Here is a 14,257-nt window from a genome sequence, read left to right on the forward strand (position 1 = left end):
CAACAAGCAACGAGGTTTCCCATGCGCGAAGTGGTGATCGTCGACAGCGTCCGTACCGGCCTGGCCAAGTCCTTCCGTGGCAAATTCAACATGACCCGTCCGGACGACATGGTCGCCCATTGCATCGACGCGCTGCTGGCGCGCAACAACCTCGACCCGCTGCTGGTGGACGACTGCGTGGTCGGCGCGGGCTCCAACGAAGGCGCCCAGGGCCACAATATCGGCCGCAACGCCGCCGTACTGTCGCGCCTGGGCACCCATGTCGCCGGCATGACCCTGAACCGCTACTGCTCCTCGGGTCTGCAGGCCATCGCCATTGCTGCCAACCAGGTAGCCTCGGGCTGCAGCGACATCCTCGTGGCCGGCGGCGTCGAGTCCATCACCCTGACCATGGGCAAGCAGAACCTCGACAACTTCGTGAACCCGCGCCTGAAGGACGAGTTCCCCGGCATTTACTACCCCATGGGGCAGACCGCCGAGATCGTCGCCCGCCGCTACAACGTCACCCGCGAGCAGCAGGACCTTTACTCCCTGCAGAGCCAGCAGCGCACCGCCCGCGCGCAGGCCGAAGGCCTGTTCGACGATGAAATCGTACCGATGAGTGTGAAGTACCTGGTGGAAGACAAGGCCACCGGCGAGAAGAAAGTGCTCGACGGCGTGGTCGACCGTGACGACTGCAACCGCCCGGAAACCACCCTCGAAGGCCTGAACTCCCTCAAGCCGGTGTTCGCCGAGGACGGCTCGGTCACCGCCGGCAACGCCTCGCAGCTCTCCGACGGCGCCTCGATGACCCTGATCATGAGCCTGGAGAAAGCCCTGGAACTGGGTCTCAAGCCCAAGGCCTTCTTCCGCGGCTTCACCGTCGCCGGCTGCGAGCCGGACGAGATGGGCATCGGCCCGGTGTTCTCGGTGCCCAAGCTGCTCAAGGCCAAGGGCCTGCAGATCGCCGACATCGACCTCTGGGAGCTCAACGAAGCCTTCGCCTCGCAATGCCTGTATGCCCGCGATCACCTGGGCATCGACAACGAGAAGTACAACGTCAACGGCGGCTCCATCTCCATCGGTCACCCCTTCGGCATGACCGGCTCGCGCCAGGTCGGCCACCTGGTGCGCGAACTGCAGCGCCGCAACCTGCGCTACGGCATCGTCACCATGTGCGTAGGCGGCGGCATGGGCGCCACCGGCCTGTTCGAGGCCGTTCGCTGAGGCACCCGGCTCTTTCCACGCAGGAGAGCCGAACGCAAAAAGCCCCGGCAGCGATGCCGGGGCTTTTTCTTTGCCCAGTGTTGGAGCCGGGGGTATCTGCAGGCAAAAGAAAACCCCGGCTGGCATGCCGGGGTTCGTGTGGCCAGGAGCTGAAGGAGATCAGCGTCCGACGCGGGCGAACAGGTCGGAGGCCTGCTGCATGCGGGTGATGTACAGCATCACCTCGCGCTCAGCATCGAAGCGCGTGAAGTAAGGGCCTTCCAGCGTTCCCTCGCGGGTGGAGAAAAAGTACTGACCGTTGACCGCGCTGATGCGGTCGCTGCGGTAATGGGTGGCCGCCTGGCCGTCGCCGACGCGTTGTCCCAACATGAGCTGACCTCCCGAACTAAAGGATTAATTGAATCGAGTGTATGTCGCAAAGCCCCGCCGTGCCTGGGCTACGCAGGAATGGCGACGAACGGCAGGCAATCGTTTCAGCGATGAAACACCCATCGGCATGGGCTTCACGTTCCCTTGACTATGCTCAGTGTCCGGCGACGGTCGTCGTCGGGCAGGGTCGAGAAAAGTAGATTGTTTTGGTTATAAGAAAATCAAAATATATTCTTTTTAATGCGTAAAGACCTTGTGCATAGTGGTGACCAACACGAACAAGGAGAGACCCATGAGCTTGCGACTCGGCGACATCGCCCCCGACTTCGAACAGGAATCCAGCGAAGGCCGCATCCGTTTCCATGAATGGCTCGGCAACAGCTGGGGCGTGCTGTTCTCCCACCCGGCCGACTTCACCCCGGTATGCACCACCGAGCTGGGTCTGACCGCCAAGCTCAAGGACCAGTTTGCCGCCAAGGGCGTTAAGGTGATCGCCCTGTCCGTCGACCCGGTGGACTCCCACGTGAAGTGGATCGAAGACATCAACGAGACCCAGAACACCGTGGTCAACTTCCCGATCATCGCCGACGCCGACCGCAAGGTCTCCGAGCTGTACGACCTGATCCACCCGAACGCCAACGACACCCTCACCGTGCGTTCGCTGTTCGTCATCGACCCGAACAAGAAGGTGCGCCTGACCATCACCTACCCGGCGAGCACCGGGCGCAACTTCAACGAGATCCTGCGCGTCATCGACTCGCTGCAGCTCACCGACAACCACAAGGTTGCAACGCCCGGCAACTGGCAGGACGGCGACGACGTGGTGATCGTGCCCTCGCTCAAGGACGAGGAAGAGATCAAGCAGCGCTTCCCCAAGGGCTACCGCGCCATCAAGCCGTACCTGCGCCTGACGCCGCAACCGAACAAGTGATCCCAAGCGGCTGCGCGTCGGCCAGCCTGCGTCGCCAGCGACAGCGAGATGCTCATGTGCTCTGGCACACTCCGCTCTCACTGCCGCTGGTGCCTTGCCTGGCTCTGGCTCGCGCGCTCCGGAGGCCGAAGTCTCAACCTCGAGCGGAAATCGGGCCGGTTCGCCGGCCCATTTTTTGTCCTTCATGCGCGGACCACGCCGCGCTTTTTTATTCAAGCTCTGCTTTCTGTTCGATCTATTCGATCTGACTTGCCCGCCAAACGGGAAGAAGACGCAAGCCACGCCAAGGAGAAGACCATGGGTCATTCCACCTGGCGCCGCAGCCTGGCCGTCGCTCTTCTCGCGAGCCTGCCGATCGGCGCCTACAACAGCCCCGCCCAAGCCGCCGACGCCCCGAAAGAGGTGCGCCTGGACTACGCCTACTACGCGCCCACCAGCCTGGTGCTCAAGCACTTCGGCTGGCTGGAGAAATCCCTCAAGCCGCAAGGCACCGAGGTGCGCTGGGTGTTCAGCCAGGGCAGCAACCGTTCGCTGGAGTACCTCAACGCCGGCAGCACCGACTTCGCCTCCACGGCGGGGTTGGCTGCCGTCCTCAGCCGCGCCAACGGCAGCCCGCTGAAGACCGTCTACATTGCCAGCCGTCCGGAGTGGACCGCACTGGTGGTGCCCAAGAATTCGCCGCTCAAGTCGGTGGCCGATCTCCGGGGCAAGAAGATCGCCGCCACCAAGGGCACCGACCCCTACCTGTTCCTGTTGCGCAGCCTGCAGCAGGCAGGGCTGGACAAGAGCGACGTGGAGATCGTCCACCTGCAGCACCCGGACGGCCGCGCCGCGCTGGAGCAGGGCAGGGTGGACGCCTGGGCCGGCCTCGATCCGCACATGGCCGCCAGCGAGCTGCAGGCCGGGTCACGACTGCTGTACCGCAACGTCGACTTCAACAGCTACGGCGTGCTCAACGTCACCGAGAAATTCGAGAAGGAGCAGCCGGAGCTGATCAAGCAGGTCATCGCCGCCTATGAAGAAGCGCGTCAGTGGGCCGTGGCGCACCCGGAAGAGACCGCGAAGCTGCTCGCCGAGGAAGCCAAGCTGCCGCTGGAAGTGGCGAAGCTGCAACTCTCTCGCACCGATTTCAGCAAGCCGCTGCCGGGTGCCGAACAGGTGGCCGCGCTGAAGGCCGCCGCACCGATCCTGCTGGACGAGCAACTGGTGCGTCCGGGGACCGACGTCACTGCCGTGGTCGATCAGCTGATCGCGCCGCAACTGGCCGGTGAGGTGATCGGCAAGCCCGCCGTCGCCAGGGCGGAGCAGTAAGCCATGCCGTCCCAGAGCCTGCGCCTGGCCCGCCAGCGTCGCGCACTGAAACTGCGTTGGCCGCGGCTGAGCTGGCGCGCCTGGCTGGTGCCACTGCTGCTGTGTGCGGCGCTGGAGCTGTCGGTGCGCGTCGGCTGGTTGGCCGAGCACCAGATGCCGGCGCCCAGCAGCGTTGCGCTGACGCTCTGGCAACTGGCCCAGGGCGAACTCTGGAAGCATGTCGCGGCCAGCCTGGCGCGGGTCGCGGCCGGTTTCTTCATCGGCGCGGCGGCGGCCGTGCTGATCGGTACCTGGGTAGGGCTCAGCCAGCGCGCCGAGGCCTACCTGGAGCCGACCTTCCAGGCGTTGCGGGCCATCCCCAGCTTGGCCTGGGTGCCCTTGCTGCTGCTCTGGCTGGGTATCGATGAAACCCCGAAGATCGTGCTGATCGCCCTCGGCGCCTTCTTCCCCGTCTATCTCTCGCTGGTGGCCGGCGTGCGCAACGTCGACCGCAAGTGGGTGGAGCTGGGCCGGCTTTATCACCTGTCGCCCTTCGCCCTGGTGCGGCGCATTCTCCTGCCGGCGGCGCTGCCGAGCCTGTTCACCGGACTGCGTGGCGCGCTGAGCCTGAGCTGGATGTTCCTCGTCGCCGCCGAACTGATTGCCGCCACCCGCGGCCTGGGCTACCTGCTCAGCGACGGCCGGGAAACCTCGCGGCCGGACATCGTCATCGCCGCCATTCTGGTGCTGGCGGTGCTCGGCAAGCTCAGCGACAGCCTGCTCAAGGCGCTGGAACAGCGTGCGCTGGCCTGGCGCGATACCTTCCTTGGCAATGGAGTGAGCGGATGAGCGCGCTGCTGGAACTGCGGGACATCCGCAAGAGCTTCTCCGGCGTGCGGGTGCTGGACGATGTCAGCCTGAGCCTGGCTCCGGGCGAAGTGGTCAGCCTGCTCGGCCCCAGCGGTTGTGGAAAAAGTACGCTGCTGCGCATCGCCGCCGGGCTGGATGACGAGTTCGCCGGCTCGCTGGTGCGCAACCCGCTGCTGGGCTTCGGCCCGGATGGCGGTAGCGGCCGTGGCGGTGGCGGCGTCGGTGTGGTGTTCCAGGAGCCGCGTCTACTGCCCTGGCTCACGGTGGCGCAGAACATCGGCTTCGCCGACGGCTGGCTGGCCGACGATCAGCGCATCGGGCATCTGCTGCGCGATGTGGGGCTGGAAGGCAAGGGCGAGCTGTTGCCCAAGCAGCTCTCCGGCGGCATGGCGCAGCGCGCGGCCATCGCCCGTGGTCTCTATGGGCGGCCGCAAGTGCTGCTGCTGGACGAGCCTTTCAGCGCGGTGGACGCCTTCACCCGCATCCGTCTGCAGGACCTGATCCAGCAGTTGGCGCTGGAGTACGACATCAGCATCCTGCTGGTCACCCACGACCTCGATGAGGCCTTCTACCTCAGTGACCGCGTCCTGCTGCTGGGCGGTACGCCCAGTCGCCTGCGCCGCGAATTCCCCGTGCCGTTGCCGCGTCCGCGCGATCGTCGCGCCGTGGAACTGGCCTTCCTGCGCGGCGAAGCGCTGACCGAGCTGCACCTGTCCCACGTCATCTGACGTTCCGCCCCTACGGGATGCTGCTGTGCTCGGATCGGCCCTCACCCTAGCCCTCTCCCGGAGGGAGAGGGGACCGTTCGGTGCAGGATGAAACCACAGCATCAGCCGGCACGGCCTGCCCCCTCTCCCTAAGGGAGAGGGTTGGGGTGAGGGGGAAATGCAGGCGCGGAATTATCCAGGAGAAGACAATTGCTCCTGCGTATAAATCGAAATCGCATAACTAAATGAATAAATACCATTTATTGGAATATGAGAAGGACTGTTAAGGTCTATGCACATTGGTTAGCAGGGCGGCATTTGTACCGCTCTGATCGTTATAAGGAAGTGTGCAGATGTATGTAGTCACCCTTGCCGGCAGCCCCAGCCAGCGTTCCCGATCCGGTGTCCTCCTGGACATCGCGCGGAACTGGCTGCATGCCCACGGCGCCGAGGTGCGCTCCTACAGCGTGCGCGACTTCCCAGCCGAGGACCTGCTGCATGCGCGCTTCGACAGCCCACGGGTGGTCGAGCTGATCGAACAGGTGCTGCGCGCCGACGGCCTGGTCATTTCCACCCCGGTGTACAAGGCGTCCATCGCCGGTGCGCTGAAGGTGATTCTCGACCTGCTGCCGGAGCGGGCGCTGGCACACAAGGTGGTGCTGCCCCTGGCTACTGGCGGCAGCAATGCCCACATGCTGGCGGTGGACTACGCGCTCAAGCCGGTCCTCGCCGCATTGAAGGCCCAGGAAACCCTGCACGGCGTGTTCGCCGAGGAGAGCCAGGTGCAATACCCCGAGGGCAATACCCCGGCGCGCCTGGAATCGACCCTGGAACATCGACTGCTGGAATCCCTGGAACAGTTCCACGGCGCCCTGGCGCGCCGGCCGAAACCCATCGACCCGAACCTGCTCAACGAACGGCTGATCAACGCCCGCTGGAGCATCTGACCGACCCATTCAACGCAGGCGAACGCCCAGCCCCAAACCGGCAAGCGTCTCCGCGTCAAATAAGAAAAGGCCCTCACCGTCCCGACAACGGGACCGCAGGTCCGGCAAGCACACTCGATAAAGGAGCACTCCCATGCGGACCCTCACTTTGCGTAGTGGACTGGCGGCCCTGCTGATCGCAGCCCTGTCCTACAACGCCCAGGCAGACGAACAACCCGGTACCGTGCGTATCGGTTACCAGAAGTACGGCACCCTGGTGCTGCTCAAGGCCCGTGGCACGCTGGAGAAGCGCCTGGCCGAGCAGGGCGTCAAGGTGCAATGGACCGAATTCCCCGGCGGCCCGCAGCTGCTGGAAGGGCTGAACGTCGGCAGTATCGACTTCGGCGTCACCGGCGAAACCCCGCCGGTGTTCGCCCAGGCCGCTGGCGCCGATCTCGTCTACGTCGCCCATGAGCCGCAGGCGCCGACCAGCGAAGCGATCCTGCTGCCCAAGGATTCGCCGATCAAATCCGTCGCCGAACTCAAGGGCAAGAAGGTCGCCCTGAACAAGGGTTCCAACGTGCACTACCTGCTGGTGCGCGCCCTGGAAAAGGCCGGCCTGAAGTACAGCGACATCCAGCCCGTGTACCTGCCGCCGGCAGACGCACGCGCCGCCTTCGAGCGCGGCAGCGTGGATGCCTGGGTGATCTGGGACCCGTACCAGGCCGCCGCCGAGAAGCAGCTCTCCGCCCGCACCCTGGTGGACGGCACCGGCCTTGTGGATAACCACCAGTTCTACCTGGCGACCCGCCCCTACGCGAACAACCACCCGCAGGTCATCACCACCCTGATCGACGAAGTGCGTTCGGTCGGCGAGTGGTCGCAGCAGAACCCGCAGCAGGTCACCGACCAGGTCGCGCCGCTGCTCGGCCTGCCGGCGGACATCACCTTCACCGCGGTGAAACGCCAGGGCTACGGCGCCCAGCCGATCACCCCGGAAGTCACCGCCGCGCAACAGAAGATCGCCGACACCTTCACCCAGCTGAAGCTGATCCCGAAGGCGCTGAGCATCAAGGGCGTGGTCTGGACGGCGCCGGCCAAGGTGGCCGCCGCCCAGTGACACACCTGTAGGAGCGGGCCATGCCCGCGACCGGCCTGACGCCAGGCGCGACGCGGTTTGCGGGCATGGCCCGCTCCTGCACAAAGCAACACGAAATACCCCAATCCCATCATCGCGCGGCTACGCCACGCCGGCGCGCTTATCTGGAGTTACTGCGATGAGTCTCAACATCTTCTGGTTCCTGCCGACCCACGGCGACGGCCACTACCTGGGCACCGCCGAAGGGGCCCGCGCCGTGGACCATGGTTATCTGCAACAGGTCGCCCAGGCCGCCGACCGCCTCGGTTTCGGCGGCGTGCTGATCCCCACCGGTCGCTCTTGCGAGGACTCCTGGCTGGTTGCCGCCTCGCTGATCCCGGTGACCCAGCGCCTGAAATTCCTGGTCGCCCTGCGCCCGGGCATCATTTCCCCGACCGTGGCCGCCCGCCAGGCCGCAACCCTCGACCGGCTCTCCGGTGGGCGCGCGCTGTTCAACCTGGTGACCGGTGGCGACCCGGACGAACTGGCCGGTGACGGCCTGCACCTGAGCCACGCCGAACGCTACGAAGCCTCGGTCGAATTCACCCGCATCTGGCGCCGCGTGCTGGAAGGCGAGACCGTCGACTACGACGGCAAGCACCTGCAGGTGAAGGGCGCCAAGCTGCTCTATCCGCCGATCCAGCAGCCGCGTCCGCCGCTGTATTTCGGTGGCTCTTCCGATGCCGCCCAGGACCTCGCCGCTGAGCAGGTCGAGCTGTACCTGACCTGGGGTGAGCCGCCCGCCGCCGTCGCCGAGAAGATCGCCCAGGTGCGCGAGAAGGCCGCCAGGCAGGGCCGCAGCGTGCGCTTCGGCATCCGCCTGCACGTGATCGTCCGCGAGACCAACGAGGAAGCCTGGCAGGCCGCCGATCGCCTGATCTCCCACCTGGACGACGAGACCATCGCCCGCGCTCAGGCCTCGCTGGCGCGCTTCGATTCCGTCGGCCAGCAGCGCATGGCTGCCCTGCACGGCGGCAACAGGGACAACCTGGAAGTCAGCCCCAACCTCTGGGCCGGTGTCGGCCTGGTGCGTGGCGGCGCCGGCACCGCGCTGGTCGGCGACGGCCCGACGGTCGCGGCGCGCGTGAAGGAATACGCGGAGCTGGGCATCGACACCTTCATCTTCTCCGGCTACCCGCACCTGGAAGAGTCCTACCGGGTCGCCGAACTGCTCTTCCCGCATCTGGAACTGGCTCAGGCACAGGCACCGCAGGCGCGTGGCTACGTCAGCCCGTTCGGCGAGATGGTGGCAAACGATTCTCTACCTCCTAGAAAGCTGCCCAAGGCGGCTGCAGCGAGCTGAGCAAACGTAGGGCGAATAACGCACAGCGTTATCCGCCGTCGATCCCGAACGGCGGATGAAGCGTTCCGCTTCATGCGCCCTACGATCGAAGAATCCGGAGAGATGAGATGAGCGTTACCAACAACCTTGCCCAGCGCCTCGCGCCCTGGGCCCTGCCGGTGGGCCTGGTGGTCATCTGGCAGCTGGCGGTGGAATTCGGCTGGCTGTCCAGCCGCATCCTCCCCGCGCCCAGCGCCGTGGCCGAGGCCGGCTACCACCTGGTGGTCAGCGGCGAGCTCTGGCAGCACCTGGCGATCAGCACCTGGCGCGCCGCCGTCGGCTTCGTCATCGGCGGCAGCATCGGTCTGGTGCTGGGGCTGATCACCGGCCTGTCGCAATGGGGCGAGCGCTTCCTCGACAGCTCGGTGCAGATGATCCGCAACGTGCCGCACCTGGCTCTGATCCCGCTGGTGATCCTGTGGTTCGGCATCGACGAGTCGGCGAAGATCTTCCTGGTCGCCCTGGGCACGCTGTTCCCGATCTACCTCAACACCTACCACGGCATCCGCAACATCGATCCGGGGCTGCTGGAAATGTCGCGCAGCTACGGGCTGTCCGGCTTCGCGCTGTTCCGCCAGGTGATCCTGCCGGGAGCGCTGCCCTCGATCCTGGTGGGCGTGCGCTTCGCCCTGGGTTTCATGTGGCTGACCCTGATCGTCGCCGAGACCATCTCCGCCAACTCCGGTATCGGCTACCTGGCGATGAACGCCCGGGAGTTCCTGCAGACCGACGTGGTGGTGTTGGCGATCCTGCTCTATGCCGTGCTCGGCAAGCTCGCCGACCTCGCCGCCCGCGGCCTGGAACGCGTCTGGCTGCGCTGGCACCCGGCCTATCAGGTCAAGGGAGGTGCGGCATGAACGCAGTCAACCCTTTGTCTCAAAAGCAGCTGCCTCAAAAGCAGCTGCCGCAGCAACTCAAGAAAGGCATCCCGCTGGCGCTGGAGAACGTGCGCAAGCGCTTCGGCGACCGCGAGGTGCTCAAGGGCATCGACCTGCGGATTCCGGCTGGCCAGTTCGTCGCCATCGTCGGCCGCAGCGGCTGCGGCAAGAGTACCCTGCTGCGCCTGCTGGCCGGGCTCGATGAGGCCAGTGACGGCCAGTTGCTGGCCGGCTCCGCGCCGCTGGAAAGCGCCCGCGAAGAGACTCGCCTGATGTTCCAGGACTCGCGCCTGCTGCCCTGGAAGCGGGTGATCGACAACGTCGGCCTGGGCCTGAAGGGCGACTGGCGTCCGAAGGCGCTGGATGCGCTGGCGGCGGTGGGACTGTCCGACCGCGCCAACGAGTGGCCGGCGGGCTTGTCCGGCGGCCAGAAGCAGCGCGTGGCCCTGGCCCGCGCGCTGATTCACCAGCCGCGCCTGCTGCTGCTCGATGAGCCGCTGGGTGCGCTGGATGCCCTGACCCGCATCGAGATGCAGCAGCTGATCGAGAACCTCTGGCAGCAGCATGGCTTCACCGTGCTGCTGGTCACCCACGACGTCAGCGAGGCCGTGGCCATCGCCGACCGGGTGATCCTCATCGAGGACGGCGAGATTGGCCTGGACCTCAACGTCGAGCTGCACCGGCCGCGTGCCCGTGGCTCGGCGAGGCTCGCCGCGCTGGAAGCCGAAGTGCTCGAACGCGTGCTGTCGCTGCCGGCCCAGCCGCCCGAACCGGAACCCGTTTCCCCACTGCCCACGCAACTGCGCTGGGCGCTTTGAACCCACAGTGAAATCCCTATTCTCCCAAGGAGCTACGCCATGACCATCAAAGCCATCAACGTCCGCAACCAGTTCAAGGGCACCATCAAGGAAATCGTCGAAGGCGATGTGCTGTCGGAAATCGACGTGCAGACCGCTGCCGGCATCGTCACTTCGGTGATCACCACGCGTTCCGTGAAGGAGCTGGAACTGGCCATCGGCAGCGAAGTGATCGCCTTCGTGAAATCCACCGAGGTCTCCATCGCCAAGCTGTGAGTGCGGCGCTGGAAGAGGCGGGCAGTCCGGCGACGGGCTGCCCGTTTTCTTTTGCGCTGGCGCGTGGTGCCCCCAATGGAAAACCCTGTGCGGTGGTTTGCCCTCACCCCAGCCCTCTCCCGAGGGAGAGGGTTAGGGAAATCCCAAGCACGAACTTTCAGAGGAAGACAGTTGCTTCTTCCAATACCCCACCTATGTGCAGGCTAGAGCAATTACTCTACTTCCCTTAGACTCCGCTCAAACCAACAAGAGAAAGGAGTCCCGCATGTCCCTGAGTCCCTCTGCCTTCGCGTTGCTCGGCCTGGTTGCCTGGACCGTGCTGCTGGTCCTGCTGCTGGTCAACCAGCGCGGCCTGCTGGTGATGTCCGGCCGCATGAAGGTCAACGTCTTCGCCGCCGACGGCAGCAACACCCCCGGCACCTTCGGCCAGCGCCTGGTGCGCGCACACGCCAACTGCGTGGAAAACGTGCCGCTGTTCTGCGCCGTGCTGCTCTACGCCATGGTCACCCAGCAGACAGTGGTCACCGATCCGCTGGCGCCGGCCCTGCTGGTGGCGCGCATCGTCCAGTCGGTGGTGCATCTGCTCAGCACCTCGGCGCTGGCGGTATGGGTGCGCTTTGCCGCTTTCCTCGTCCAGCTGATCATCCTCATCTGGTGGCTGCTGCGCCTCTCGACCCTGATCTGACCGGCGACCGGAACAGTTGCACCACGCAACTGTTCCTATGGGGCGATACCGCCATGACTTAGCATGGCGGACCGCATACGCGTCGAGGCACTCATGCACGTTTCATCCGGCCGCTGGCAGTTCGGCCTGTTCCTGGCCCTGGTCACCGCCGTCCTCTGGGGCATCCTGCCGATCAAGCTCAAGGAAGTCCTGAAGGTCATGGACCCGATCACCGTCACCTGGTTTCGCCTGGTGGTGTCCGGTGGCCTGCTGCTCATCTACCTGGGCTTCACCCGCCAGTTGCCGCGCTTCTCGCCGCTGGGCAAGCGCGGCAAGGGGCTGGTGCTGATCGCCATCCTCGGCCTGACCGGCAACTACGTCTGTTACCTGATCGGCCTGCGCCTGCTCACGCCGGGGACCACGCAGCTGGTGATCCAGATCGCGCCGATCCTCCTGCTGCTGGGCAGCCTGTTCGTCTTCAAGGAGAGCTTCAGCGTCGGCCAGGCGCTCGGTCTGGCAGTGCTGATCTTCGGCTTCGGGCTGTTCTTCAACCAGCGCCTGGCCGAGCTGTTCGGTTCGCTCGGCGAGTACACCACCGGCGTGCTGATCGTGGTCTTCGCCGCCTTCATCTGGACCTTCTATGGCCTCGCGCAGAAACAGCTGCTGACCCAGTGGACCTCGGTTCAGGTGATGATGGTGATCTACCTGGGCTGCGGCGCGCTGCTCACGCCCTGGGCGCATCCGCTGGAGGCCCTGGACCTGTCCCCGCTGCAGGGCTGGCTGCTGCTGGCCTGCTGCCTGAACACCCTGGTGGCCTACGGCGCCTTCGCCGAGGCGCTGGCGCACTGGGAAGCCTCGCGGGTCAGCGCGACCCTGGCGATCACGCCGCTGGTGACCTTCGCCTCGGTGGCGCTGGCTGCTTCGCTGTGGCCGGAGTTCGTGCGGCCCGAGGACCTCAACGGCCTGGCCTATGTCGGTGCGCTGCTGGTGGTCAGTGGCTCGGCGCTCACCGCGCTGGCGCCTTCGCTGCTGCGCAGCTACCGGGCGCGAAAGGCGCGCATCGCCAACGTCTGAGTTCCCGAAGGGCCGCCGTGAGGCGGCCTTTTGCTTTCCATCGTTTTCGCCCGATCGTTCTCGTCTGGCTTCAATTCTGCAAATGATATGTATTATCATTTGTGTAATTCGATAGTTGCCGGTGGCCAAGCGCCCCGGTTCTGGGGGCGACGTGGTAGCGGGCAATTGTGGGGCAGGACGGCGACGCCGGGAGGCGTGCGTCGATGGATGAGCGTTTCTCCCGTTCGGTGTCCCAGGCCTATCGCTCCTTCCACGGCGAGTTGCTGCGCTTCCTGCGCAAGCAGCTGGGCAGCTCGGCGGACGCCGCCGACCTTGCCCAGGACGCCTTTGCCCAATGGCTCAAGTCTTCCTCGCGGCATCAGGTGGAGCAGCCGCGCGCCTTCCTGTTCCAGGTCGCGCGCAATCTGCTGCGCGATCACTGGCAGCGCTCCCGGCGCTTCGCCAGCGAGCCGGAAGAGGCCACGGATACTGACCAGCAACCGGCCGCCGAAGGGGGCGAACCCGTGGTGCAGTTCGAGCGACAACGATACCTGCGGCAGCTTTCCCAGGCGCTGGACAGCTTGCCGCCACGCCGCCGCGAGGCCTTCATCCTGCACAAGTTCGACGGCCTGTCGCAGCCCGAGGTGGCGCGGCGCATGGGGATCTCGCTGAGCATGGTGGAGAAGCACGTCGCCAGTGCGCTGTTGCACTGCAAGCGGCACGTTCAGGGAGAGGGCGAAGCATGACGCCGCAAGAGGAGCGCCAGCAGGTGATCGACGAACTGGCCGCCAAGTGGTTCAGCCACCAGCGCTCGGGCGCCTGTGATGCCTGCGAGCGCCAGGCCTTCGCCGACTGGCTGGCGGAAGACCCGGCCCATGCATCGGCCTACCGCGAGATCGAGCAGCTGTGGAGTGATCTCGACCAGCTTCGCCGGCCCGCCATCGCGCCGCGTCGCGGCTCCAGCCTGCCCTGGCGCTGGCTGGCCGCTGCCAGCGTGTTCTGCGCGGCGTTGCTGCTGGCCAACGACTTCAGTGGCGGCCGCCTGGCCGATCCGCAGCGGGTGCAGTCCACCGCGCCGGGCGAGCAGCGCGAGGTCACGCTGGTCGATGGCACGCGGGTGTTCCTGGCGGCGGATTCCACACTGCGGGTGGACTACTCCGAGGGCTGGCGCGATGTGCGATTGCTGCGCGGCGAAGCCTATTTCGAAGTGACCCATGACGCCGACCGGCCCTTCCGCGTGACCGCCGGCGAAAGCCGGGTGCGGGTGCTCGGCACCGGCTTCGATGTCCACCGCGAGGGCGATGGCCTGACCGTCGCCGTGCGTCACGGCAAAGTGGCGTTGCAGGCGCAGCTCGCTGCGCCGGGCGAGCAGACGCTGACCGCGGGTGATCGTGCCCGGTTGTCGAGTGGAGCAGGGGAGGCGCAGGTCGACCGCGTGCCGATTGCCGCCATCGCTGCGTGGCGCGACGGCATGCTCGCCTTCCGCAACCAGCCGCTGGGTGTGCTGGTGGATGAGCTGTCGCAATACCGTGCCGCGCCAATCCGTCTGGGTGACCAGCGCCTGGCGGACAAGCCCATTTCCGGCAACGTGCGCCTGGCCCGTCCGGACGATTTCCTCGCGGCCTTGCCGGCGCTGCTGGATGTGCGCGTACAGCGCAAGGCCGACGGCAGCGCGGTCATCCTGCCGCGCTGATTGCCCCGCTCCCGCGCCCGGCCTGAAGGTAGGGCGCATAACGCGCCAGCGTTATCCGCCGCAACGGAGCCGGCGGATAACCTGTTCCAGGTTAATCGCCCTACAGCGCTGGCCCAT

General features: G+C 66.0%; 16 protein-coding genes. 15 read left to right on the forward strand and 1 reads right to left on the reverse strand.

All coding sequences use genetic code 11. The features are described from left to right. The first annotated feature begins 21 nt into the window (after nt 1-21). The gene (locus IB273_RS12145; protein WP_081519196.1) at nt 22-1,206 is read left to right on the forward strand and encodes a thiolase family protein; all 1,185 of its coding nucleotides are present in this window, start codon (nt 22-24) and stop codon (nt 1,204-1,206) included. A gap of 159 nt (nt 1,207-1,365) precedes the next feature. Here the strand turns inward: IB273_RS12145 and IB273_RS12150 are convergent, their stop codons facing one another. After that, on the reverse strand, nt 1,366-1,575 hold the full coding sequence (locus IB273_RS12150; protein ID WP_081519197.1) for a DUF6316 family protein: 210 nt from the start codon (nt 1,573-1,575) through the stop codon (nt 1,366-1,368). 292 nt (nt 1,576-1,867) lie between these two features. On the opposite strand from IB273_RS12150, the gene IB273_RS12155 reads away from it, so the two are divergent. The 14 genes from IB273_RS12155 to IB273_RS12220 all read left to right on the forward strand — a co-directional run bounded on the left by IB273_RS12155 (nt 1,868) and on the right by IB273_RS12220 (nt 14,140). After that, nucleotides 1,868-2,506: a peroxiredoxin gene (locus IB273_RS12155; RefSeq protein WP_045212297.1), complete on the forward strand. Its 639-nt coding sequence runs from the start codon at nt 1,868-1,870 to the stop codon at nt 2,504-2,506. 297 nt (nt 2,507-2,803) lie between these two features. Continuing rightward, the gene (locus IB273_RS12160; RefSeq protein WP_192224159.1) at nt 2,804-3,817 is read left to right on the forward strand and encodes an aliphatic sulfonate ABC transporter substrate-binding protein; all 1,014 of its coding nucleotides are present in this window, start codon (nt 2,804-2,806) and stop codon (nt 3,815-3,817) included. A 3-nt stretch (nt 3,818-3,820) separates the two neighbouring features. Next, on the forward strand, nt 3,821-4,645 hold the full coding sequence (locus IB273_RS12165; RefSeq protein ID WP_192224160.1) for an ABC transporter permease: 825 nt from the start codon (nt 3,821-3,823) through the stop codon (nt 4,643-4,645). Further along, nucleotides 4,642-5,394 (forward strand): ABC transporter ATP-binding protein, encoded by a 753-nt coding sequence (locus IB273_RS12170; RefSeq protein ID WP_192224161.1) that lies wholly within the window; start codon nt 4,642-4,644, stop codon nt 5,392-5,394. Before IB273_RS12165 ends, IB273_RS12170 begins: the two co-directional genes overlap by 4 nt. Before the next feature lie 332 nt (nt 5,395-5,726). Then, nucleotides 5,727-6,320, forward strand: coding sequence for an NADPH-dependent FMN reductase (gene ssuE / locus IB273_RS12175; protein WP_081519200.1), 594 nt, complete (start codon nt 5,727-5,729; stop codon nt 6,318-6,320). 133 nt (nt 6,321-6,453) lie between these two features. Beyond that, nucleotides 6,454-7,419, forward strand: a complete 966-nt coding sequence (locus IB273_RS12180) for a sulfonate ABC transporter substrate-binding protein (RefSeq protein ID WP_192224162.1) — start codon at nt 6,454-6,456, stop codon at nt 7,417-7,419. 157 nt (nt 7,420-7,576) lie between these two features. After that, entirely contained in the window at nt 7,577-8,740 is a 1,164-nt protein-coding gene (gene ssuD / locus IB273_RS12185; protein ID WP_081519202.1) for an FMNH2-dependent alkanesulfonate monooxygenase, read from the forward strand. Between the two features lie 107 nt (nt 8,741-8,847). Beyond that, nucleotides 8,848-9,636 carry an aliphatic sulfonate ABC transporter permease SsuC gene (gene ssuC, locus IB273_RS12190; RefSeq protein ID WP_081519203.1) on the forward strand — a complete coding sequence of 263 codons (789 nt, stop codon included), beginning with the start codon at nt 8,848-8,850 and terminating at the stop codon, nt 9,634-9,636. Then, the gene (gene ssuB / locus IB273_RS12195) at nt 9,633-10,475 is read left to right on the forward strand and encodes an aliphatic sulfonates ABC transporter ATP-binding protein (protein ID WP_192224163.1); all 843 of its coding nucleotides are present in this window, start codon (nt 9,633-9,635) and stop codon (nt 10,473-10,475) included. Before ssuC ends, ssuB begins: the two co-directional genes overlap by 4 nt. A 39-nt stretch (nt 10,476-10,514) precedes the next feature. Beyond that, entirely contained in the window at nt 10,515-10,730 is a 216-nt protein-coding gene (locus IB273_RS12200; RefSeq protein WP_017517652.1) for a TOBE domain-containing protein, read from the forward strand. Nucleotides 10,731-10,995: 265 nt separating this feature from the next. Beyond that, nucleotides 10,996-11,415 (forward strand): MAPEG family protein, encoded by a 420-nt coding sequence (locus tag IB273_RS12205; RefSeq protein ID WP_192224164.1) that lies wholly within the window; start codon nt 10,996-10,998, stop codon nt 11,413-11,415. A gap of 93 nt (nt 11,416-11,508) precedes the next feature. Continuing rightward, a complete protein-coding gene (locus IB273_RS12210) occupies nt 11,509-12,468 on the forward strand; it encodes a DMT family transporter (protein ID WP_081519206.1) in 960 nt (319 codons plus the stop codon). A gap of 203 nt (nt 12,469-12,671) precedes the next feature. Then, nucleotides 12,672-13,193 (forward strand): sigma-70 family RNA polymerase sigma factor, encoded by a 522-nt coding sequence (locus IB273_RS12215; RefSeq protein ID WP_192224165.1) that lies wholly within the window; start codon nt 12,672-12,674, stop codon nt 13,191-13,193. Next, the gene (locus IB273_RS12220) at nt 13,190-14,140 is read left to right on the forward strand and encodes a FecR family protein (protein ID WP_192224166.1); all 951 of its coding nucleotides are present in this window, start codon (nt 13,190-13,192) and stop codon (nt 14,138-14,140) included. The genes IB273_RS12215 and IB273_RS12220 overlap by 4 nt, the downstream gene beginning before the upstream one ends. The last annotated feature ends 117 nt before the right edge of the window (nt 14,141-14,257 follow it).

This window comes from Pseudomonas sp. PDM19 (genome assembly GCF_014852215.1).
GTDB lineage: Bacteria > Pseudomonadota > Gammaproteobacteria > Pseudomonadales > Pseudomonadaceae > Pseudomonas.

Excerpts from the sequence above, each read along its gene's own strand:
- IB273_RS12145 (WP_081519196.1), top strand. The coding sequence starts at position 22 with ATGCGCGAAGTGGTGATCGTCGACAGCGTCCGTACCGGCCTGGCCAAG.
- IB273_RS12150 (WP_081519197.1), bottom strand. The coding sequence starts at position 1,575 with ATGTTGGGACAACGCGTCGGCGACGGCCAGGCGGCCACCCATTACCGC.
- IB273_RS12155 (WP_045212297.1), top strand. The coding sequence starts at position 1,868 with ATGAGCTTGCGACTCGGCGACATCGCCCCCGACTTCGAACAGGAATCC.
- IB273_RS12160 (WP_192224159.1), top strand. The coding sequence starts at position 2,804 with ATGGGTCATTCCACCTGGCGCCGCAGCCTGGCCGTCGCTCTTCTCGCG.
- IB273_RS12165 (WP_192224160.1), top strand. The coding sequence starts at position 3,821 with ATGCCGTCCCAGAGCCTGCGCCTGGCCCGCCAGCGTCGCGCACTGAAA.
- IB273_RS12170 (WP_192224161.1), top strand. The coding sequence starts at position 4,642 with ATGAGCGCGCTGCTGGAACTGCGGGACATCCGCAAGAGCTTCTCCGGC.
- ssuE (WP_081519200.1), top strand. The coding sequence starts at position 5,727 with ATGTATGTAGTCACCCTTGCCGGCAGCCCCAGCCAGCGTTCCCGATCC.
- IB273_RS12180 (WP_192224162.1), top strand. The coding sequence starts at position 6,454 with ATGCGGACCCTCACTTTGCGTAGTGGACTGGCGGCCCTGCTGATCGCA.
- ssuD (WP_081519202.1), top strand. The coding sequence starts at position 7,577 with ATGAGTCTCAACATCTTCTGGTTCCTGCCGACCCACGGCGACGGCCAC.
- ssuC (WP_081519203.1), top strand. The coding sequence starts at position 8,848 with ATGAGCGTTACCAACAACCTTGCCCAGCGCCTCGCGCCCTGGGCCCTG.
- ssuB (WP_192224163.1), top strand. The coding sequence starts at position 9,633 with ATGAACGCAGTCAACCCTTTGTCTCAAAAGCAGCTGCCTCAAAAGCAG.
- IB273_RS12200 (WP_017517652.1), top strand. The coding sequence starts at position 10,515 with ATGACCATCAAAGCCATCAACGTCCGCAACCAGTTCAAGGGCACCATC.
- IB273_RS12205 (WP_192224164.1), top strand. The coding sequence starts at position 10,996 with ATGTCCCTGAGTCCCTCTGCCTTCGCGTTGCTCGGCCTGGTTGCCTGG.
- IB273_RS12210 (WP_081519206.1), top strand. The coding sequence starts at position 11,509 with ATGCACGTTTCATCCGGCCGCTGGCAGTTCGGCCTGTTCCTGGCCCTG.
- IB273_RS12215 (WP_192224165.1), top strand. The coding sequence starts at position 12,672 with ATGGATGAGCGTTTCTCCCGTTCGGTGTCCCAGGCCTATCGCTCCTTC.
- IB273_RS12220 (WP_192224166.1), top strand. The coding sequence starts at position 13,190 with ATGACGCCGCAAGAGGAGCGCCAGCAGGTGATCGACGAACTGGCCGCC.